Raw genomic sequence first — 19,312 nt, forward strand, 5'->3', positions numbered from 1 at the left:
TCTCTATACACTCATAGAAATGCAGGAAAATAAAATGGGCACGATGCCCGTAACCAAGCTTATCTTGAATATGTCGCTTCCGATGATGTTTTCAATGTTCGTGCAAGCGCTCTACAATATCGTCGACAGCGTGTTCGTCGCACAGATAAACGAAAACGCGCTCACGGCGGTATCGCTTGCCTTTCCCGTTCAGGGGCTTATGATTTCCGTCGGCGTCGGAACGGCGGTCGGTGTAAACGCTCTCCTTTCGATGCGGCTCGGACAAAAAAATCAGGACGAAGTAAATGCCGCTGCGGAAAACGGACTCTTTCTCGCCGTATGCAGCTTTATCGTCTTTTTTGTTATCGGTCTTTTTTGCATGCATCCTTATCTTGCAAGCCAGACGGCCAACCTTGAAATTATCGATTTCGGCATGGAGTATTTGAACGTCATCGTCCTCGGTTCTTTCGGTATGTTTTCCGCAATCATGCTCGATCGCCTTTTGCAGGGAACGGGGCGTACGGTTTTTACGATGTATTCGCAGACGGCGGGAGCGCTTACGAATATCATCCTCGATCCTCTGCTTATTTTCGGTATCGGCCCCTTTCCTCGCATGGGTATGACAGGGGCGGCGCTTGCAACGGTTATAGGACAGTGGCTCAGTATGTGCCTGTCGTTTATCTTCAATGTAAAAATCAATAAAGAGATTCAATTTCGCTTATCGCGTTTTCGTCCCGACGCGCTCGTTATAAAGCAGATTTATAAAGTGGGCGTACCCTCGATCCTTCTCAATTCGATTACGTCGGTTACGACGTATTTTTTGAATCTCATTCTCGGCTCGTTTTCATCGACGGCGATCGCGGTATACGGCGTGTACTTCAAACTGAACAGCTTTATCTTTATGCCGGTTTTCGGTTTGAATAACGGCATCGTTCCGATCATCGCGTACAACTACGGAGCGGAATATAAAAAGCGCATCGTGCAGACGATCAAAAACGGCACGCTCCTTGCCGTCTGCATTATGGCTTTCGGTACGCTCATCTTCGAAGTTTTTCCGGTGCAGCTGCTGAAACTCTTTCAAGCGTCGGACGCCATGCTTTCGATCGGAGTGCCCGCGATGCGCATTATCGCGTCGAGCTTTGTCGGAGCTGCCGTCGCGATTTCGCTGTCGTCGGTCTTTCAGGCATTCAGCTCGGCGATGTACAGCATGTTCGTTTCTTTTGCGCGTCAGCTCCTCGTGCTTTTGCCGGCCGCCTATCTTTTGTCGCTCGCCCGCAATATCGACGATGTATGGCTCGCTTTTCCGATCGCGGAAGTCATGTCGGTCGGCCTTTCGTGCTTTTTTATGATAAAAGTGTACCGCACGAAAATCAAAGTGCTTGCGGAGCGGTAAGGCGGGCAGCCGTTTTTATCGATGTATTGTCTTTTCGATATAAACCGAATCCGCTTTTTTATGCGGTATTTTTCCGCGTGAAACTGCGCTTAAAACTTCAATCGGACAGAGCGGAGATGATCTCGTCGATTGCGTCGTCGATCGTTTTTCCTCTTTTGAAGGCAGGGTTCACAAAGGATGCACGGCAGAGGATCTCATTGCCCGTGAGGAGTGCCTCCATTTTATCGAGACAGGTTTTCGCTTGTCCCCCGCCCGAACACGCAAAGAGCGCGATGCGTTTTCCGTCAAGCTTTGCGCGCCGCAAAAAAGTATTGATTGCCGGAGAAGGACGGCTTGCCCAAACGGGAGTGCCGATGACGATGTTGCCGAAAGGCGCAAGATCGGGAAAAGAAGCTTTCAATTCGGGTCGTGCGCCGAAGAGAGCGTCGCGTCCTCCGATAAAAAATTTTTTGAACCCTTTACGCGGATACGCCCTTTTCGTTTCAAGCCGTACGAGCTTTGCGCCCGTTTTTTCCGCAATGCACCGGGCGACATGGTCGGTATTTCCGTCGAGCGAATAATATATGATTACCGTATCTTCCATACCGATAACAATACCGCGAATGCGTCTGTCAGTCAAATGCCGCATCGAATGCGTGTTCGGCAAGATACGAACCGACGTATGTGCAATCGGTAAACGTGCAAAAAAATGCCGTGCGCGTCAAATGTGCGAATTGGCTTTTTCCGCCGTTTCGGATATGATGAATGCGATGCGAGTTCTTTCCGTCGATCACGTAAGCTACACTTATCCGCAGCAAAGTATGCCGGCCGTCAGCGATGTCGAATTTTCGCTCGAGTGCGGTTCGTACACGGCCGTTGTCGGATTGAACGGAAGCGGAAAGAGTACGCTCGCGCGGATTTTGTGCGGTCTCCTCGACGCCGAGAGCGGCGAAGTTTCGTATGCAAGCGGCGTCCGATCGGCTCTCGTGTTTCAATCGCCGAAAGATCAAATCATCTGCAGTGTCGTTTTCCGCGATACGGCTTTCGGCCCGCAAAACCTCGCCCTCTCACCCGATGAAATCGAGCTCCGCACGATCGAATCGCTTACCGTCGTCGGTTTGCTTCACAAAGCCTCTTCGCCGTCCGTGACGCTGTCTCTCGGGCAAACGCAAAAAGAAGCGCTCGCCGGTATCATCGCAATCGATCCGGACGTGATCATACTCGATGAAGCGCTTTCCATGCTCGACCCCGATTCGCGAAACGATATCTTTGCCTTTCTTTCGTATTGGGTTCGAAAGGGGCGTACGGTCGTCCACATCACGCATGATACGGATGCGATTCGAAAAGCGCAGGATGTCATCGCGATGGAAAAGGGGAAGGTCGTATATTCGGGAACGACGGATGATTTTTTTACCGATACCGAATTGTGCGAACGTATTACGGGAGAAAAAATCGTACACTCCGTCTTTAAAAAGAATAATAAAAAAGCGACAGACTTTTCCGCCGTGTCGAATGTGCCCGATACCGCAGCGGTGAATGCATCATCGCTAAAAGAAGCCGCGCGTCGGACTGTTGCGTGCGACTCCGCAGCGGAAGCGTATGCGGCACATGCCGTAAAAAAGTCCGAAGCCTCTCTCGCCTTTTGCAATGTCGGTTTTTCTTACGGTGAAAACGTCATCTTTAACAATATCAATTTTTCGCTTGCAAAAGGCTCGCTCACCGCACTCACCGGCGTTTCGGGGAGCGGTAAATCGACGCTGCTGGAAATGGCGGCAGGTTTACTCGCTCCGTCTTGCGGCGAAATCCGTTGCGATTCTCGTCCCGCTTTGTGCAGGCAAAACAGCGACGCCGCCCTTTTCGAACGCTTTGCCGCAGACGACGTTGCTTTCGGTCCGAAAAACCGCGGAGTTCGGGGAAAAGCGCTCGTTTCGCTTGTAAAGCGCTCGATGGATGAAGCGGGCATTCCGTACGCCGAATACGCCGAGCGGCAGACGGCCGAACTTTCGGGCGGCGAAAAACGGCGGCTTGCCGTTGCGGGGATCATCGCGCTCGACGCTCCGGTGCTCCTCTTCGACGAACCGACTGCGGGGCTCGACGGCCCTTCCCGTGCAAAGACGATGGCGCTCCTTCGTGCGCTCGCCGTTGCGGGACATACGGTGCTGTTCAGCACGCACCGCCCGGACGAAGCGGATTTTGCCGACGAAGAGATATCCGTTCGGGACGGCGAGCTTTTTTTCGTTCGAAGTAACGCACCTTCATCGAGCGTCGGGAAAATTATTAAAAAGGGAAAATCCAGTGCTGATGATGCCACAGGCTTCGACGCGCAGATGAAACGGCATACGCTTCCCGATACGGTACAGCCGCCGCTTGAAGGAGCGAAATTATTAAATTCGATCCGTTCAGCTTCGGCGAATACGGGGAACGTCAAAAAACACGGCGGCATCATAGCGAAGCTTCCGCCCGTAGTAAAATTCATCGTTTTTATCGCGCTCTTTGCCGCAACGCTTGCCGTTCGTCCGCTTTCGTTATGCGCGTGTATGTTTTTGCTTTCGCTCATCTACGCGTTTTCGGCAAAGTATCCGAAACGGCGCCTTTTTTTATCGCTCGTAAAGACGATTCCGCTCTTGCTGTTTTTTTGTATCTTTCAAATGATTTTTTATCCGCCGCTTGAAGGCGAACGGATGTTTCTCTCTTATCGATATTTTACCGTCACGCCGTCGAAGCTTTTGCTTTGTCTTACGACGCTTATCCGTACCGAAGGAGCGATCGCGTGCATACTTTCGTTTTCATACACGACGCCGGAATACGATATCGTCGACGGTCTTTCGGTTTTGTTAAAACCGCTTGCCGTGTTTCATATTCCCGTGCGATACCTTATCATAATAACCGAAATCGTTTTTCGCTTTATGCCCCTGCTTTTGGACGAAGCGTCCGAAATTATTAAAACGCAGCTCATCCGCGGCGGGCTCAGAGATGCGAAAGGGTTTTTCGGCCGCGTGCGTTCGCTCATTCCGCTTTTCGTGCCGCTTGTCCTGCAGACGATACGGAGATCGGAAGCACTCGCGGATGCGCTGACCGAAAGGTGTTTTTCATGAACTGCAACAATAATTTTAATTTGTGCCCCATGTGCGGCGGAAAAAATATCGATTTTGCCGACAATAAAAAATGGTTTTGTCCCGACTGCGATTTTACGCTGTATCACAACGTCGCCGCAGCCGTGTGCGTTATCGTCGCCGACGGGGAAGGGAATGTACTGCTTGAAAAAAGGGCAAAAGAACCGCGCAGGGGATTTTTCGCGCTGCCCGGCGGTTTTATCGATCCGGATGAAAGCGCCGACGAAGCGGCTTTTCGCGAATGCAGGGAAGAAGCCGCTTTGGAAATACGGCGGGTGCAATACCTGTGTTCGTTTCCGAACACGTACGAATATAAACGCATTTTGTATAAAACCTGCGACGTATTTTATCACGCATCTCTTCCGCGCGGCATCGAAACGATCGATGCGTTGATAAAAAATCTCCGTGCGCAAAAAAGCGAAGTCGAAAGCTTTGCGTCTGTGCGGATTACGAACGACGCCGAGCTTGCCGCCGTTCCGCTCGCATTTGAAAATTCGTGCCGTGCGCTCGGCGTGTGGCTCAAAAGGAGGCGTCGGTAAAAATGGACACAACGATAACGAAGACCGTGTACGCCGCGTCGGCGGTTTTGTACGCGCTGCTCGTTTTAACGATTTTTCTGCGGAAAAAATTGATTTTAAAGCGTGCGGGAAAATGCGTGCTTTCGGTTCGGCCGCGCTCCGCCAAATTTTCTGCGAGCATCATCGTGTGCGCTCCCTTTATCATGCTTTTCAGCGCCTTCGTCGATCTGCGATTTTATTTTAAGTGGATGCTCTGCGCAGTCGCATTGCTTGCGACGGAAATCGCCGTCCGCGAAGCTTCGACGCTGCGTTCGTCGGGCGTATATGAAAACGGCATCGTAACGGAAGGTGAAGTTATTTTGTTTACGCATATCTCCGGCGCAAAAAAAGGCTCGGAAACGGGCGAAATACGGGGAGAGTGCATCGCGGAATTGGAAGTCCGCGGAAAAGGGATGCGGCGCATCACCTATGCCGATGAAGGCGAACGGGATGCCGTATTGAAAGCGATATTCGAATGCTGCCCGCAATTAAAGCGCGGCATGGTATAAAAATCGAGTGCCGAAAATCCCTGCGCAAAAGCATTTCTTTTACCGATGACTTTTTTACCGTGCTGTGCTATGCTGTGTTCTATGATTTGTTTGACGAAAAAATACGGTTTGATTGCGATCTGCGCGATTTCCTTTGCGCTCGCATCCTGTTCCCGTTTTATGGGATACGGCATGCTGCTGTGGGATATCCCCGAGAGAGATCTCCGGGACGGCGATATCCTTCCCGTGTATATCCGTTCAAATATATCTCATACCTATGCCGTATCTGCGCCCGATTCGAAAGATCGTTTCGATATTCCGCTGTGGCAGATTACGACGCCCGCTTCCCGCCGCGAAACGAAAAAGACAAAGCTCCGATATGCGGAATTCCTTCACCGCTATGCATCGGTAAAGCTCGACGGGCTTCCGATCAGAGCGGAACCGGTTAACACTGCAAGACAAGTGTACCGTCTCAGAAAAGGCGAAATTATTAAGATTTTGTATAAGGGAGAGGGACAGGCGGTTATGACCGGATCCGATGCGCTTGAAGGAAATTGGCTTCGCGTTTTGACGTCGAGCGGTACGCAGGGCTGGTGTTTTTCATATAACCTCGAACTCTTCGAAATGCAAAAGGGAGGAGAAGCCGCGCCGGGTGCGGGGAGCGGAGAAGAAGAAAAAGACGATGCTTTTGAAAAGCTCGCCGGGACGATATGGTATCCCGATTATTACCGCTCCATGATACGCGAAAAGAGAATCGATCCGAGTCGCATGAATGCAGCTTATTGCTTTACGGTCGATGCCGAAAATCAAAAAGTGTCGCTGAATCTTCCCGAACGCTACGGTTCGTGGGAATACGGAGCGGCGACGAAAACCGCCGACGGCGAATATACCTTTACCGATACTCCCGTAAAGGTTTCCGTTAGGGACAATTATATCGCCGTCACCTGCGCCGACGATGCCGGCCGTCCGCGCGATTATAATTTTATCGCACTCGGAGACGATATCGATATAACCGCCCTCGTTGCCGAAGAAAAAGAGCGGCGCGGTGCCGAATATGCCCGCATAGCAGCGGCGGGACCGAATTTTAAAAGCGCCGCATACGGACAGCTTTCCCTTAAACGCGACGGCTCCTTTACGTGGCGGGGCAACCGAAGGCTCGTTCCGTCTCTCATCGCCGAAAGCGCGAAGGGCGGCGGTACGGTCGGAATCGATTATTTTATCGATGCGTCGCTTTCGCCGCAGTACGACGGTGTGCTTTCGTTTTCCTTTGAAGGTATGAAAGCCAAAGTGAATTTTTTGTATAAAATCGAATCGAACGGCATACGTCTTGAGGATGCGGCCGAAGCGCGCTTCGAAGGCAATACCCTTGTGCGGCGGGGAGCAAGTCCGCTCGTCATCTTTTTCGAAAAAAATTAGCAGCGCTTGTCATGGCTTTCGTTCAGTTTTCAAAAGTATCGCTCGCGTTCGGCGACCGCGACATATTAAAAAACGTTTCGATCAATCTGCAGTCGGGTACCAAAGCCGCTCTTACGGGAGCGAACGGGGAAGGAAAATCGACGCTTATCAAAGTGATGGCCGGTCTCATCCCCTGCGACAGCGGAACGAGAGTCGTGCAAAAGGATGCGCGCATCGGCTACTTGCCGCAGTCGGGGCTCACGCACGCGGGACGTACGCTGCTTGAAGAAGCGGATACCGCATTTCAATTCGGCTACGATATGCAGGCGGAAATCGACAGGATAGGCGATGAGCTTTCGCTGCACCCGGAGAACGCAGGCGACCTCGCCGAGCGTCAAGCTTCTCTCATTGCTGCGCTCGACGAAAGCGGCTGGCATAGGAGAGGGGCGCAGGCGGAAGCGGTGCTTTCGGGGCTCGGTTTTTCACGCGAAGATTTTGCCAAACGGACGGAAGCGTTTTCGGGCGGCTGGCAGATGCGGATCGCCCTTGCAAAAGTGCTCATGCAAAATCCCGACATACTCCTCCTCGACGAGCCGACGAATTACCTCGACATAGAAGCGCGTACTTGGCTCGAGCGGTTTTTACAGTCGTTCAAAGGCGGGTTTTTACTCGTCAGTCACGACCGCTATTTTCTCGATGTCAGCGTTACCGATGTGTACGAACTTTTCGGCGGCGAGCTCAAACGCTATCCGGGAAATTTTACGCACTACGAAGCGGTGCGCAAAACGGAATTGAAAACGCTCATCGCCTCTTACGAACAGCAGCAAAAGGAAATCCGTCATCTCGAAGAATTTATCAGGCGCTTCGGCGCAAAAGCGACAAAGGCATCTCAAGCGCAGGAGCGGCAAAAGCAGCTCGATAAAATACAGCGCATAGAGATCCCCGAATCGATGAAAAAAATCCGCTTTACTTTTCCGCCCGCTCCTCATGCGGGAAAGGTCGTGCTCCGCATAAACGGCGTGACGAAAAGCTATGACGGAGAACACAATGTGCTCGATAAGCTCGACGTGACGATCGAAAACGGGGATCGGCTCGTGGTCGCAGGGCATAACGGAGCGGGTAAATCGACGCTCCTTCGGATCATCGCGGGGGAAGACACTTCTTTTTCAGGCGAGCTCGTATTCGGGAGCGGCGTGCGCACGGGCTATTTTTCGCAGGACAGTTCGGAAAAAATTTCCGGCAGCGAAAGCATCATCGATTATATCGAAAGTGTCTCTCCCCTTGAAATGGTTCCGAAAGTGCGCGACATGCTCGGCGCGTTTTTGTTTCGAGGAGACGATGTATTTAAAAGCCTCGACGTGCTCTCCGGCGGGGAGAAAAACCGCATCGCACTCTTAAAGCTTTTGCTCGAGCCGGTCAATTTTCTCGTACTCGACGAACCGACGAATCACCTCGACATGCATTCGAAAGACGTACTCATGCAGGCGCTCAAAGATTTCGGCGGTACCGTCGTATTCGTGAGCCATGACCGCGGTTTTATCGAAGGGCTTTCGACGCGCGTGCTCGCTCTCGAAGCGGGACGCTTCCGCATTTTTCCGGGCGATTATGCGTATTACCTTGAGCGCATCGAAGCTGAAAAAAACGGAACGGTCGCCGGCATGCCTTTTTCATCTTCGGCCGACGGAAAAGGGCATGCCGTCTCTCGTGCTGCCGGATCGGGGATGAGCGGAAATCCCTCCGGTATGAACGATGTGCTTGCGGGAGGACAGCTTTCGTGGGAAGAAGCGAAAAAAAGGAAAGCCGAACAGCGCAAACTTGAACGCGAAGTCGAACGACTCGAAGCGGAAATCGCCGCGCTCGAAGCGCAAAAGACCGAATGTGAAAACGAGCTTGCAAAGCCGGAAGTATATGCGTCGGGAGAAAAATCGCGCGTCGTGCAAACGCGTCTTGCGGATACGGAAGCGCGTCTTACCTTACTCGCAGAAGAATGGGAGGCGGCCGCCGAAAGCGCCGAACGATTAAAAACGCAAAGCTGACGATATCCGGATAGTTGTTCGAACTGATATAATCCGCAAATAAAAAAGACATACCCGATGCCCTCAGGTCGGAGATAGTTGATTTATTTGTCTTTACGATAAATGGTTTTTGCCTTGTTCAGCGCCGACAAATCATATATACTGGACACTTGATTTTACAGTGCAATTTCTTTGCATGTTTTTACGGAGGAATCATGTCACTTGATTGCGGAATCGTCGGGCTGCCGAATGTCGGCAAGTCTACGATCTTTACGGCGCTGACGGCAGCTCCCGCCGCTGCGGAAAATTTCCCGTTTTGTACGATAGATCCCAACGTCGGCATTGTCGATTTACCGGACGAGCGCCTCGCATTTCTCGCAAGCGTCTTTGAGCCGAAAAAGATTACGCCGACGTCGGTAAAAATCGTCGATATCGCGGGCCTTATTAAAGGCGCGGCTCAGGGCGAGGGCCTCGGCAATCAATTTTTGGCGAATATCCGGGAGACGGCGTGTATCGCCCACGTCGTGCGCTGCTTTGACGATGCCGATATCATGCACGTCCGCGAAAATGCGAATACCGTCGTGCCGATCGACCCGAAAGGCGATATCGAAACGATCGATATGGAGCTCGCGTTTGCCGACTTGGATACGATAAGAAAGCGGCAGGAAAAAGTGACGAAGGCGAGCCGCGCGCTCGGAAAAGAGGAAGAAAAAAAATATGCGCATTGGACGAGCGCGGTCGCAAAAATCAAACCGCTGCTTGAAGCGGGAAAATGCGCGCGGCTCGCTCAGCTGACGCCGGAAGAAAAGGCGGCCGTGAGCGATATGTTTTTACTTACGATGAAGCCGACGTTTTACGTCTGCAACGTTTCCGAAGACGCGATCGCTGCGGGTACGAACGACTACGTTGAAGCGGTAAAAAAAATCGCCGCCGAAGAAAACGCGGAGACCGTCGTCATCTGCGGAAAGTTCGAATCCGATTTGGCGGAAATCAAAGACGAAAACGACCGCAAAGAATTTATGGAAGCCGCCGGTCTCAAAGAATCGGCACTTGCAAATCTTGCGCGGACGGCGTATAAGCTCATGGGGCTGCGCACTTTTTTTACTGCGGGAAGCGACGACTGTCACGCATGGACGATCCGCGCAGGAGACACCGCTCCGAAAGCGGCGGGCGTCATACATACGGATTTTGAAAAAGGCTTTATCAAAGCAGAAGCGTATTCGATCGATGACTTGCGTACCTACGGTTCCGAAGCGAAAATCAAAGAAGCGGGAAAATACCGTATTGAGGGAAAAGATTACGTCGTACAGGACGGCGACGTATTGTTTATTAAATTCAATACTGCCGGAAAATAATAATTATTGATAATCTTAAAATTAAATATTAATAATTTAATAAAAAACGGCCGCAGGTTTCGACTTCCTGTAAAAAATTTATTGGAGAAAATATGGACGACAATGCACTTGAGAAAATCGCACATGAACTGTTTCATGCCTTCGATGTCAGAATTGATGCCGAACAGCTGAGCGATGAAACGGCGTCCCGTCTGTACAATGCGCAGGCGTGGTATTTCAGAGAATGCCTCGGCACCGACGAAATCGTTTTGTGCCGGGATACGCGCAAAAAAGGCGAGCACTTTTTGCAGCTCGCGATCGATACTTTTTCCGCATTGGGATTTCGCGTGTATACGAACGTGCTGCCCGTTTCGACGTGTCAGTTTTATTTCAGCTGTATGCAGCGCCCGAGCTGTGCGGGGATCATGTATACGGCTTCGCACAATCCGAAAAATTATACCGGACAAAAAACGGTCGGACCGAATGTGAGACCCATCGCCGAAAACGTCGGGCCGGAAGGCGGACTTGTAGCCGTCCGCGATGCGTTTTTAAAAGGAAAAACCGTTCCTGCAAAAGAGGGCGGCAGCGTTACGGTCATCGACGACGGCGACGCATACGTACGCGCCTGTTTGGATTTGGCACGGATCGGAAAAGACGAACTTTCCGGTATATCCGTCGTCGCCGATTTTTTATCGGGCAGCGCGGGAAGCGAAGTGATGCGGGCCTTCCGCTATGCGGGCATTTCATGCGTTCCGCGAAACGTGGTTCCAGACGGCAATTTTCCGAGCGGTGCGCCGAATCCCATTATTAAAGAGAATATAAAAGGTACGCTCGACTACATACGCGCGCATCCCTCGTCGGTCGATTTTTGCTTTCTGTTCGACGGCGACGGCGACCGCGTTGATACGAGAGGCGGCGACGGTACGGAGATTTCGCCTTCGGTGATTATGACTTTTTTGTCTTCCGTGCTTACGTCGATCGTACCGCATACGGGGGAAGCGCGGATCGGAATAGACTCGAAGGCGTCTCCCGTCGTTCACGCGGAACTGAAAAGCGGCGGCAACAATCCGCTGCTCGTTCCGAACGGGCATTCGCAGATAAAAGATATTTTATTGCAAAAAAAAGCGATCGCCGCCGTTGAAGAGACCGCGCATTATTATCTCAATTTTCCGAACGGCGAAAACACGGTTCCGATGGAAAGTACGCTGCTTTTCTGCCTGCTGTTTTTGAAACGCTGGAAAAGCGCAAAAACGGAATTCGAAGCTCTCGTCGCGCGTCAAAACAGCGTGCTTCGCGAACGCGAATGGGGCTATACCTATGCGGATGAAAAAGACCGGGACGATGCACTTTCCGCGACCGAAAATTTTTTTACGGAAAGAGGATATGTGCCGCTTAAAACGCTCGAAGACGGTTCTCCGCTCGGCACGACATTGTTAAAACGCGATTGGGACGGAGATAAGTGGTGCTGGATCGCACAGCGCGCGAGCCAAAGCGAAAAAGGCGTTGCCCGCTGGATGGTGACGTCTTCCGATGCCGATGAATTGCAATCAGCTGTTGCGGCGATAAACGAAGCGGCGCAAAAAAAATTACACAGGAGCGATGTATGATTGAAATTAAAAATTTGGTAAAACGATATCCGTCGGGGCAGGAAGCGCTTAAAGACGTTTCGCTTTCCGTACGGGACAATGAAGTGCTTGCGCTTATCGGACCGTCGGGTGCGGGAAAGAGTACGCTTATCCGCTGCATCAACAGACTGATCGAGCCGACATCCGGCGAGATTGTTGTCAACGGAAAAAATATCTGTTCGCTCAACGGACGCGACCTTCGTTTTGCGAGAAGAAAAATCGGCATGATATTTCAAGAGTATGCCCTCGTCGACAGATTGACCGTTATGGAAAACGTTTTATCGGGACAGCTCGGCTACACCGGTTTTTGGGCAAGCGCGCTCCGCCGTTTTCCTCCGGCTACCATACAGACGGCATTCGATCTGCTCGACCGCGTCGGTCTCGGCGAATATGTAGACAGCAGAGCCGATCAGCTTTCCGGCGGTCAGCGCCAGCGCGTCGGCATTGCGCGTGCGCTTATTCAAAAACCCGATCTGCTTTTGGTCGATGAACCGACGGCAAGTCTCGATCCGAAAACTTCGCGGCAAGTCATGCGCCTGATTCTCGGTCTCGTAAAGGAACAAAATATTTCGTGTATCATTAACATTCACGATGTCATCCTTGCCCGGCAGTTTTGCGAACGCATCGTCGGTTTGCAGGCGGGAAAGATCGTGTTCGACGGTACGAGCGATAAAATCGACGTTTCCGTTTTGAATATGATCTACGGCGAAGAAGATTGGAATATCACGAAAAAAAATAAAGAAACGGAAGCTGCGGATACGGGAGACGACGCGGATATATTTTCACTCGGAGGCAACGAATGAGCGGAGAGCTTTCCAAAACGGTGTGGAGAAAAAAGCCGATGATTGCCAACGCCGTCTTGCGTTACGGTGTTTGGGTTTTAGTGATCGCATATTTGATCCTCTCTGGTAAAGATATAAAAGTGGATCCGCGCCGCATCGCGATGGGTGCAGGCAGGATCGGTAAATTATTTTCCGGTTTTTTCCATCCCGATTTTATATCTCGCGGAAAATATATCATCGAAGGAACGCTCGAAAGCCTTGCGATGACGGCGGCCGCGTCGTTTTTCAGCATGTTCCTCGCCGTCCCGCTTGCGCTCGGCGCGTCGCGCAATCTCGTGCCTAAATGGGTGTATGTCATTTGCCGCATCTTGTTGATGATAATTCGTGCGCTTCATGTCGTCGTCCTGTCCATTTTGTTCGTCATTATGTACGGGTACGGTCCTTTTGCCGGCGTACTCACGCTGATGATAAACAGCATCGGTTTTATCGGAAAACTGCTTGCGGAAGATATCGAAAATATAAATACGGAACAGCTTGAAGCGGTTCGCGCAACGGGAGCCAATTGGCTGCAAACCGTTGTGTACGGTGTGTGGCCGCAAGTGTCGACGCGTTTTATAGGTCTGTCGATCTATCGTGCGGATATCAGTTTCCGGCAGTCGACCGTTATAGGCATTGTCGGCGCGGGCGGCATCGGAGCGGTGCTCGACACCGCTATGGGGCGCTACGATTTCAATACGGCCGGAGCGATTTTACTCGTCATTATTATTTTGGTTTTGATCACCGAATATATTTCGAGCGCTATCCGAAGGAGGATTGTCTGATGCCGTTTTCCCGTGATATACAGAATAACAGGATCTGGAAACCGAAAACCGCTCAAGAGCGGTTTATAGCTGCGGGCTATTGGATTTTGGCGCTCGCGATTTTGGCTGTTTCATGTACGTATGTCGGCAAACATACGACGTGGAGTTTCGTATTCGACGCGCCGAAGCAAATCAAAGATTTCTTTTCGCGCATGTTTCCGCCCGATGTCCGCTATTTCGGAAAAATTCTTCCGGCGCTGTGGGATACGATTACGATTTCGATATTCGGCACCGGTATCGCGGTCATCCTTTCGTTTTTCCTCGGTTTTCTTGCCGCGAAAAATACGTCGCCGAACAAAGCGGTGCGTTTTGCCGTGCTGTGCATTATCGTCGCCTCTCGCTCCGTCAACAGCATGATTTGGGCGCTCATCCTCGTGCAAGTGATAGGGCCGGGACTTTTGGCGAGTATCCTCGCGATTGCAATCCGCTCGCTCGGCATGGTTTCGAAATTGACATACGAAGCGATCGAGGAAATCGATCCGGAGCCGATCGAAGCGGTTACCGCAACCGGAGCGTCGAAAATGCAAGTGTTTTTTTACGGTTACCTGCCGCAGATAATGCCGCCGTTTATCGGTACTTCGATCTATCGCTGGGAAAACAATATCCGCGAATCGACGATCATCGGTATTGTCGGCGGAGGCGGTATAGGGCTTTTGATGAATTCCGCAATCAATAAATTGGCGTGGAATCGAGTGCTTTCGATTTTAATAATAATATTTATTACCGTCATAGCGGCGGAATGGGTTTCCGTTAAAATACGAAAAGCCATTTCGTGACAGATCAATTTGTTTTTCATTACTGTAGGAGGTATAAAATGAAAAAAATATTAACCGCTTTTATAGTCGCCGGTATCTGCGTTTCGTTCGCGTCGGCGCTCGGCTCGCAGGAAAAAGGCGGGGACAAGTACGGCGAACTCGATTCGATGTACGTCGATAAAAACGGCGACATGATCGCCGATACTCCGGAAGATCCCTCTCAGTGGGAAGATCCCGATACGCTGATCTTTGCCTATGCACCCGTCGAAGATCCCGCCGTATACGAAGAAGTATTCGTCGATTTTCAAAAATATCTTTCGCAAAAAACCGGCAAAAAAGTCAAATGGTTTGCGGTTACGAATTATGCGACGCAGATCGAAGCGATGCGCGCCGGCCGTCTTCACGTATCCGGTTTCGCTGCGGGTACGGTGCAGGATGCGGTGAATACCGGCGGATTTGTTCCGCTCGCCGTCATGGGAACGGCAAACGGTTTTGTCGGGTACCGCATGGCTATCGTCACATATAACGGTTCCGGCATCAATAAAATAGGCGACCTGAAAGGCAAAAACGTTGCATTCGTTTCGGAAAGTTCGAATTCGGGATACAGTGCGCCGCGCGCGATTTTGTATCAGAATTTCAAACTCCTGCCGAATAAAGATTACCTCGTCTCCTTTTCCGGCAAACACGATAACTCGATCACCGGCGTATACAATCACGACTACGATGCCGGTGCGATTGCGGATACGGTCATGCAGCGCATGATCGCCGGCAAAAGAGTGCCCGATATTAAGACTTGGGGCAAAGTCGTATATCAGTCGGAAATTTTCCCGCCGACCGCGTGGGGTGTTTCGTATCGGCTTAAACCCTCTCTCCGCGATGCCGTCCGCGACGCATTCCTTTCGTATAATTGGGAAGGTTCGAAGCTCAAAGAGACGTGGCCCGAAGACGACCGCTTTATCGCCGTCGATTACGTAAAAGATTTTAAGATTCTCCGCGATATCCGCGAAGGCAGCCAAAAAGTTGCCGAACTGCTCGGAGAATAAAAAAGGCATGGAAGCGATTGCATCCTGTATCGCCCGGCATATATGACGGATAAAACGCGCCCGCTCGATATCGCAATTCTCTGTAAAGTCGTCGATAACTACGGCGACGTCGGATTCGCATATCGTCTGGCGCGCGCTCTTTCGGCGCTCGACGGCAGTATACGCATTCGATTCGTCATCGATGATCTCGCGTCTTTCGCTTTGCTTGCGCCCGGAATCGATTCTCATGCGGCGGTGCAGCGGTACGGAAATTGGACGGTTTTCGATTGGAACGCGGCGGATGCCTATAGCGCTTCTTTTTCGGAAGCGATGCCGAAAATCGTTTTGCAGTGTTTTCAATGCCCCTATCCCGAATGGCTTGAAGCGCTTTTATTCGACAAAAAAAATACCGCAGTCGTTCACGTCGTCAATATCGACTACCTTACGGCCGAAGATTATGCCGAAGAATTTCACTGCCTCAAATCGCTCACGCGTTCGTCGCGCGTACAAAAAGTCAATTTTATGCCGGGCTTTACTTCAAAGACGGGAGGGCTCATCCTCGACCGGAAGTCTTCTTGTGCGCCGGCAAAAAAAAATCCCGATGAATTTTCGGTTTTGATATTCGGCTATGTCCGTGATTACGCTCCCGTCGTACGCGCCCTTTGTGCATTTGAAGCGGAAAAGCGAAACTCGGACGAGCGCTGTAAGCTTTGTGCCTACGCCGCTGCGGGACAGGGTCAGGATGCATTTATGAAAACATACGCGGATTCGAATGCGCATTTTGCCGCGGAACGGCTTCCGTTTTTAGCGCAAAGCGAATGGGATGATATGCTCTATACTATGGACGCGCTTTTTATACGCGGGGAAGATTCGCTTTCGCGCGCGTGCCTTTCGGGTATTCCCTTTGTATGGCAGGCCTATCCGCAGGAAGACGATTATCAACTCGTAAAAGTCGAAGCGCTTTTGCATCGCATAAAAGTTTTTTTTCCGCCTGAGGATTTTGCCATCGTCGAAAATGCGTGGAAATTGTACAATGTTTCCGGCGCGGCTTTTTGCGATACGGAAAAAGCGCTCTTTGCCTTTTTGGAAGCTTCCGATCGGATAAAAAAATATTTTACCGCATTTGCATCCGCGCTTATTGCAAACGGCGACTTTGCCCGCAGCCTGCTTGATTATTTGCGGCATTTTGCATTATAATCATATACACTTTTCAATTTTGCCAAATCTTATTAATTTATAGAAGGTAGAAATATGGTTACAACATCGGAAATCAAAGTCGGTTCTGCGTTTATGTATGAAAACAATCCGCTCATGGTACAGCGTATGCTCGGTCAAAAATCGGGCCGCGGCGGTATGGTCACAAAGCTGCGCGTAAAAAATATCGTTACGGGACAGACGCAGGATCTCGGTCTCGATGCGGGCGAAAAATTCGACGAAGTCGATCTCGATGAAAAAACGATGAAGCTTTCCTATATCGAAGGCGATACGTACGTGTTTATGGATCAGGAAACCTACGAGCAGCTCGAAATGACAAAAGAAGATTTGGGCGACAACGCGGGCTATCTTTCTCCCGACGATGACATCGATATATCCATTACTTTTTATGAAGGAAAGCCGGTCGGCGTCAAACTTCCGGTCAACGTTACCCGCACGATCACGTACTGTGAGCCGGGCGTAAAAGGCAACACGAGCGGTAAAACGTTTAAGCCTGCGACGGTCGATACGGGCATTGAAGTGAACGTTCCGCTTTTTTGCAACGAAGGCGAACGCATCGTCATCGATACGCGCGACGGCTCTTTTGTCGAGCGTGCGAAAGACTGATTTACGCGGATCATTCGCCGTTTGCGGCAATTCTCCCGAATCGGATTATTAATTTTATATTGCAAACGAAAAAAAACTGCCGACATACGCCGGCAGTTTTTTTGTAGCGGCGGCTGCAGGATCGCAGTCGAATGTCCGCCGCGGTTATTCGGATTTTTCCGTTTCTCTTCGCGCGATTTTCCGCTGATTGTAAAATGCGGTAATAAGCGAAACGAGCGCAAGCAGGAAGAATACGATACAGATGGGACGGGAAAAAATCGTAGTGAATTTTCCGTCGACGATCTGCATATAGCGTCTGATGTTCGATTCGCTCATAGGTCCTAAAATAAGCGCAAGCAAAATCGGTGAAAGCGGGAAATCGTATTTTTGTAAAAGATATCCGATAACGCCCATGACGATCGCAAAATATACGTCGAACATGCTTTGGTTGATTGCGTATGCACCTACGAGCGACAGAACGAGTATGCACGGAATTAAAAAATATTTTTCAACCGAAATGATTTTCGAAAAAAGATTGACGCCGAGCATACCTACGATGAGGAACGCCAGATTTGCCGCAAGCATTGCGCCGAATACCGCGTATACGATATTCAGGTGCTCGACGAACATCATCGGACCGGGCTGGAAACCGTGCATGATAAAAGCGCCCATGAGCACTGCCGTGTTCGAGTCGCCGGGAACGCCGAGCGAAAGCATCGGGATCATGGCGCCGCCTGAACATCCGTTATTTGCGGATTCGGCTGCGGCAATTCCTTCGGGTGCGCCGTGACCGAAAAGTTCGGGATGCTTACTGCTGCGTTTTGCTTCGCTGTATGAAACGAACGCCGCGATATCGCCGCCCGCTCCGGGGATCGCGCCGATAAAAGTGCCGATAAGACTGCCTTTGAAAATGTGCGGCAAAATCGTTTTTACGTCGCGTTTTTCGGGTAAAATATTTCCGATAACGGATTTTAAATAGCGCAAAACGGGATTCGATGCGGATGCCGTTTTTACGCGCGCTTTATTTTCCTGTGTGCTTTGCAGCAGATGTTCGAAGTTTGCAATGACTTCGCTGATTGCAAATAAACCGATGAGAGCCGGAATAAACGGAATGCCGTCGTAAAAGCCCTGCAGTTTAAAAAAACGCAAGTACGCACAGGTTTTATCCATACCGACTGTTCCGATCAAAAGTCCGAAAGCTGCGGTGATGAGTCCTTTGATGAGCGATTTTCCGGAGATGGAAATGATGACCGACAGACCGAACATCGCAAGCGCAAAAAATTCAGCAGGTCCGAATTTCAGCGCCATCTTTGAAATGAGCGGCGACAAAAACGTCATGACGAGGGCGCCGATGATTCCTCCGCTGAAAGAAGAAAAAAGCGCAATCGTCAGTGCGCGGCCGGGTTCCCCCTTTTGCCCCATCGGGTATCCGTCGAGTACCGTCGCCGCCGCAGCGGGAGTGCCCGGAGTGTGGATGAGGATCGCCGCTATGGAACCTCCGTACATACCGCCGCAAAATATACCGAGCAGCATTGCAACTCCCGGAATAAAATCGAGACCGTAGGTAAACGGGATGAGCAGCGCGATACCCATCGTCGCGGTTAAGCCCGGAATGGCACCGATGAGAATACCGCCCGTCGCTCCGATAAGCGTATAGAGCAGCGTGGAAGGCGTAAACACTTGTCCGAAACTGGACGCAATTAATCCGAAATCCATACTTCGACTCCTTTAAAACAGCTCTTCCATAAAGCCGAGCGGCATCTGAATGCCCAACAGATATTTAAATGCGAGAAAGACGATTGCCGTCGCTCCGACTGCAACGATGATCATCTTTATGTACGATCTTTTTCCGAGCAGCAGCGTCATTAAAAATATTGCGATCGGCGTGATTATTAAAAAGCCGAGGACTTCCCACAACAGCGCATATACGACGACGATTGCGAGACCCGCGAGCGCTTTTTGCATGCCGCGGTTTTTCAAACTCATCGTCGGAGCCGATTTATTATTTGTTTCGGAAGTTTTTAAATTTGTTAATAATAAAAGTACACAGAATATGAAAAGTGCTATGGCCAGTACGCGCGGAAAAAACTCCGGTCCTACAGGTACGTTTTTGAACTGTTTGAAAGTAAAGGTATATCCGAATGCGGCTGCCGAAACAATTATGCCGATAACCGCCGATATGATATTGGCTTTTTTCACAAGAACCTCAGCGGAT

The 19,312-nt window shown here is 50.7% G+C and carries 17 protein-coding genes; 14 read left to right on the forward strand and 3 right to left on the reverse strand.

What is annotated here, in order from left to right; all coding sequences use genetic code 11:
- The first annotated feature begins 19 nt into the window (after positions 1–19).
- The gene (locus H9I35_RS07795; RefSeq protein ID WP_187418858.1) at positions 20–1,372 is read left to right on the forward strand and encodes an MATE family efflux transporter; all 1,353 of its coding nucleotides are present in this window, start codon (positions 20–22) and stop codon (positions 1,370–1,372) included.
- Between the two features lie 97 nt (positions 1,373–1,469).
- Here H9I35_RS07795 and H9I35_RS07800 read toward each other — a convergent pair whose 3' ends face one another.
- Positions 1,470–1,955, reverse strand: a complete 486-nt coding sequence (locus H9I35_RS07800) for a flavodoxin family protein (RefSeq protein ID WP_187418859.1) — start codon at positions 1,953–1,955, stop codon at positions 1,470–1,472.
- A 19-nt stretch (positions 1,956–1,974) separates the two neighbouring features.
- On the opposite strand from H9I35_RS07800, the gene H9I35_RS07805 reads away from it, so the two are divergent.
- The 13 genes from H9I35_RS07805 to efp all read left to right on the forward strand — a co-directional run bounded on the left by H9I35_RS07805 (position 1,975) and on the right by efp (position 17,118).
- The gene (locus H9I35_RS07805; RefSeq protein WP_187418860.1) at positions 1,975–4,446 is read left to right on the forward strand and encodes an ATP-binding cassette domain-containing protein; all 2,472 of its coding nucleotides are present in this window, start codon (positions 1,975–1,977) and stop codon (positions 4,444–4,446) included.
- The gene (locus tag H9I35_RS07810; RefSeq protein WP_187418861.1) at positions 4,443–5,003 is read left to right on the forward strand and encodes an NUDIX hydrolase; all 561 of its coding nucleotides are present in this window, start codon (positions 4,443–4,445) and stop codon (positions 5,001–5,003) included. Before H9I35_RS07805 ends, H9I35_RS07810 begins: the two co-directional genes overlap by 4 nt.
- A gap of 2 nt (positions 5,004–5,005) precedes the next feature.
- Positions 5,006–5,530 (forward strand): hypothetical protein, encoded by a 525-nt coding sequence (locus tag H9I35_RS07815; RefSeq protein WP_187418862.1) that lies wholly within the window; start codon positions 5,006–5,008, stop codon positions 5,528–5,530.
- Positions 5,531–5,611: 81 nt separating this feature from the next.
- On the forward strand, positions 5,612–6,925 hold the full coding sequence (locus H9I35_RS07820) for an SH3 domain-containing protein (RefSeq protein ID WP_187418863.1): 1,314 nt from the start codon (positions 5,612–5,614) through the stop codon (positions 6,923–6,925).
- 11 nt (positions 6,926–6,936) lie between these two features.
- The gene (locus tag H9I35_RS07825; RefSeq protein WP_187418864.1) at positions 6,937–8,940 is read left to right on the forward strand and encodes an ABC-F family ATP-binding cassette domain-containing protein; all 2,004 of its coding nucleotides are present in this window, start codon (positions 6,937–6,939) and stop codon (positions 8,938–8,940) included.
- 194 nt (positions 8,941–9,134) lie between these two features.
- On the forward strand, positions 9,135–10,274 hold the full coding sequence (gene ychF / locus H9I35_RS07830) for a redox-regulated ATPase YchF (RefSeq protein ID WP_187418865.1): 1,140 nt from the start codon (positions 9,135–9,137) through the stop codon (positions 10,272–10,274).
- Positions 10,275–10,366: 92 nt separating this feature from the next.
- Complete coding sequence (locus tag H9I35_RS07835) at positions 10,367–11,860, forward strand: phosphohexomutase domain-containing protein (protein ID WP_187418866.1); 1,494 nt, start codon at positions 10,367–10,369, stop codon at positions 11,858–11,860.
- The gene (phnC, locus tag H9I35_RS07840; protein WP_187418867.1) at positions 11,857–12,681 is read left to right on the forward strand and encodes a phosphonate ABC transporter ATP-binding protein; all 825 of its coding nucleotides are present in this window, start codon (positions 11,857–11,859) and stop codon (positions 12,679–12,681) included. Before H9I35_RS07835 ends, phnC begins: the two co-directional genes overlap by 4 nt.
- Positions 12,678–13,481 carry a phosphonate ABC transporter, permease protein PhnE gene (gene phnE, locus H9I35_RS07845; protein WP_187418868.1) on the forward strand — a complete coding sequence of 268 codons (804 nt, stop codon included), beginning with the start codon at positions 12,678–12,680 and terminating at the stop codon, positions 13,479–13,481. Before phnC ends, phnE (H9I35_RS07845) begins: the two co-directional genes overlap by 4 nt.
- Positions 13,481–14,296 carry a phosphonate ABC transporter, permease protein PhnE gene (gene phnE / locus H9I35_RS07850; RefSeq protein ID WP_187418869.1) on the forward strand — a complete coding sequence of 272 codons (816 nt, stop codon included), beginning with the start codon at positions 13,481–13,483 and terminating at the stop codon, positions 14,294–14,296. Before phnE (H9I35_RS07845) ends, phnE (H9I35_RS07850) begins: the two co-directional genes overlap by 1 nt.
- A gap of 38 nt (positions 14,297–14,334) precedes the next feature.
- Positions 14,335–15,318 carry a phosphate/phosphite/phosphonate ABC transporter substrate-binding protein gene (phnD, locus tag H9I35_RS07855; RefSeq protein WP_187418870.1) on the forward strand — a complete coding sequence of 328 codons (984 nt, stop codon included), beginning with the start codon at positions 14,335–14,337 and terminating at the stop codon, positions 15,316–15,318.
- A 42-nt stretch (positions 15,319–15,360) separates the two neighbouring features.
- Entirely contained in the window at positions 15,361–16,494 is a 1,134-nt protein-coding gene (earP, locus tag H9I35_RS07860) for an elongation factor P maturation arginine rhamnosyltransferase EarP (protein ID WP_187418871.1), read from the forward strand.
- A gap of 54 nt (positions 16,495–16,548) precedes the next feature.
- Positions 16,549–17,118, forward strand: coding sequence for an elongation factor P (gene efp / locus H9I35_RS07865; protein ID WP_016521129.1), 570 nt, complete (start codon positions 16,549–16,551; stop codon positions 17,116–17,118).
- A gap of 144 nt (positions 17,119–17,262) precedes the next feature.
- Here efp and H9I35_RS07870 read toward each other — a convergent pair whose 3' ends face one another.
- A complete protein-coding gene (locus tag H9I35_RS07870) occupies positions 17,263–18,813 on the reverse strand; it encodes a tripartite tricarboxylate transporter permease (protein ID WP_187418872.1) in 1,551 nt (516 codons plus the stop codon).
- A gap of 12 nt (positions 18,814–18,825) precedes the next feature.
- Positions 18,826–19,296, reverse strand: a complete 471-nt coding sequence (locus H9I35_RS07875) for a tripartite tricarboxylate transporter TctB family protein (protein ID WP_187418873.1) — start codon at positions 19,294–19,296, stop codon at positions 18,826–18,828.
- Positions 19,297–19,312 lie beyond the last annotated feature (16 nt).

Source organism: Treponema sp. Marseille-Q4132 (genome assembly GCF_014334835.1).
Lineage (GTDB): Bacteria > Spirochaetota > Spirochaetia > Treponematales > Treponemataceae > Treponema_D > Treponema_D paredis.

Bases quoted from the DNA above. Each gene is read 5' to 3' on its own strand.
- H9I35_RS07810 (WP_187418861.1), top strand. From the start codon at position 4,443: ATGAACTGCAACAATAATTTTAATTTGTGCCCCATGTGCGGCGGAAAA.
- phnE (WP_187418869.1), top strand. From the start codon at position 13,481: ATGCCGTTTTCCCGTGATATACAGAATAACAGGATCTGGAAACCGAAA.
- phnC (WP_187418867.1), top strand. From the start codon at position 11,857: ATGATTGAAATTAAAAATTTGGTAAAACGATATCCGTCGGGGCAGGAA.
- H9I35_RS07795 (WP_187418858.1), top strand. From the start codon at position 20: ATGCAGGAAAATAAAATGGGCACGATGCCCGTAACCAAGCTTATCTTG.
- H9I35_RS07800 (WP_187418859.1), bottom strand. From the start codon at position 1,955: ATGGAAGATACGGTAATCATATATTATTCGCTCGACGGAAATACCGAC.
- H9I35_RS07825 (WP_187418864.1), top strand. From the start codon at position 6,937: ATGGCTTTCGTTCAGTTTTCAAAAGTATCGCTCGCGTTCGGCGACCGC.
- phnE (WP_187418868.1), top strand. From the start codon at position 12,678: ATGAGCGGAGAGCTTTCCAAAACGGTGTGGAGAAAAAAGCCGATGATT.
- phnD (WP_187418870.1), top strand. From the start codon at position 14,335: ATGAAAAAAATATTAACCGCTTTTATAGTCGCCGGTATCTGCGTTTCG.
- earP (WP_187418871.1), top strand. From the start codon at position 15,361: ATGACGGATAAAACGCGCCCGCTCGATATCGCAATTCTCTGTAAAGTC.
- H9I35_RS07835 (WP_187418866.1), top strand. From the start codon at position 10,367: ATGGACGACAATGCACTTGAGAAAATCGCACATGAACTGTTTCATGCC.
- H9I35_RS07815 (WP_187418862.1), top strand. From the start codon at position 5,006: ATGGACACAACGATAACGAAGACCGTGTACGCCGCGTCGGCGGTTTTG.
- ychF (WP_187418865.1), top strand. From the start codon at position 9,135: ATGTCACTTGATTGCGGAATCGTCGGGCTGCCGAATGTCGGCAAGTCT.
- H9I35_RS07820 (WP_187418863.1), top strand. From the start codon at position 5,612: ATGATTTGTTTGACGAAAAAATACGGTTTGATTGCGATCTGCGCGATT.
- H9I35_RS07805 (WP_187418860.1), top strand. From the start codon at position 1,975: ATGCGTCTGTCAGTCAAATGCCGCATCGAATGCGTGTTCGGCAAGATA.
- H9I35_RS07870 (WP_187418872.1), bottom strand. From the start codon at position 18,813: ATGGATTTCGGATTAATTGCGTCCAGTTTCGGACAAGTGTTTACGCCT.
- efp (WP_016521129.1), top strand. From the start codon at position 16,549: ATGGTTACAACATCGGAAATCAAAGTCGGTTCTGCGTTTATGTATGAA.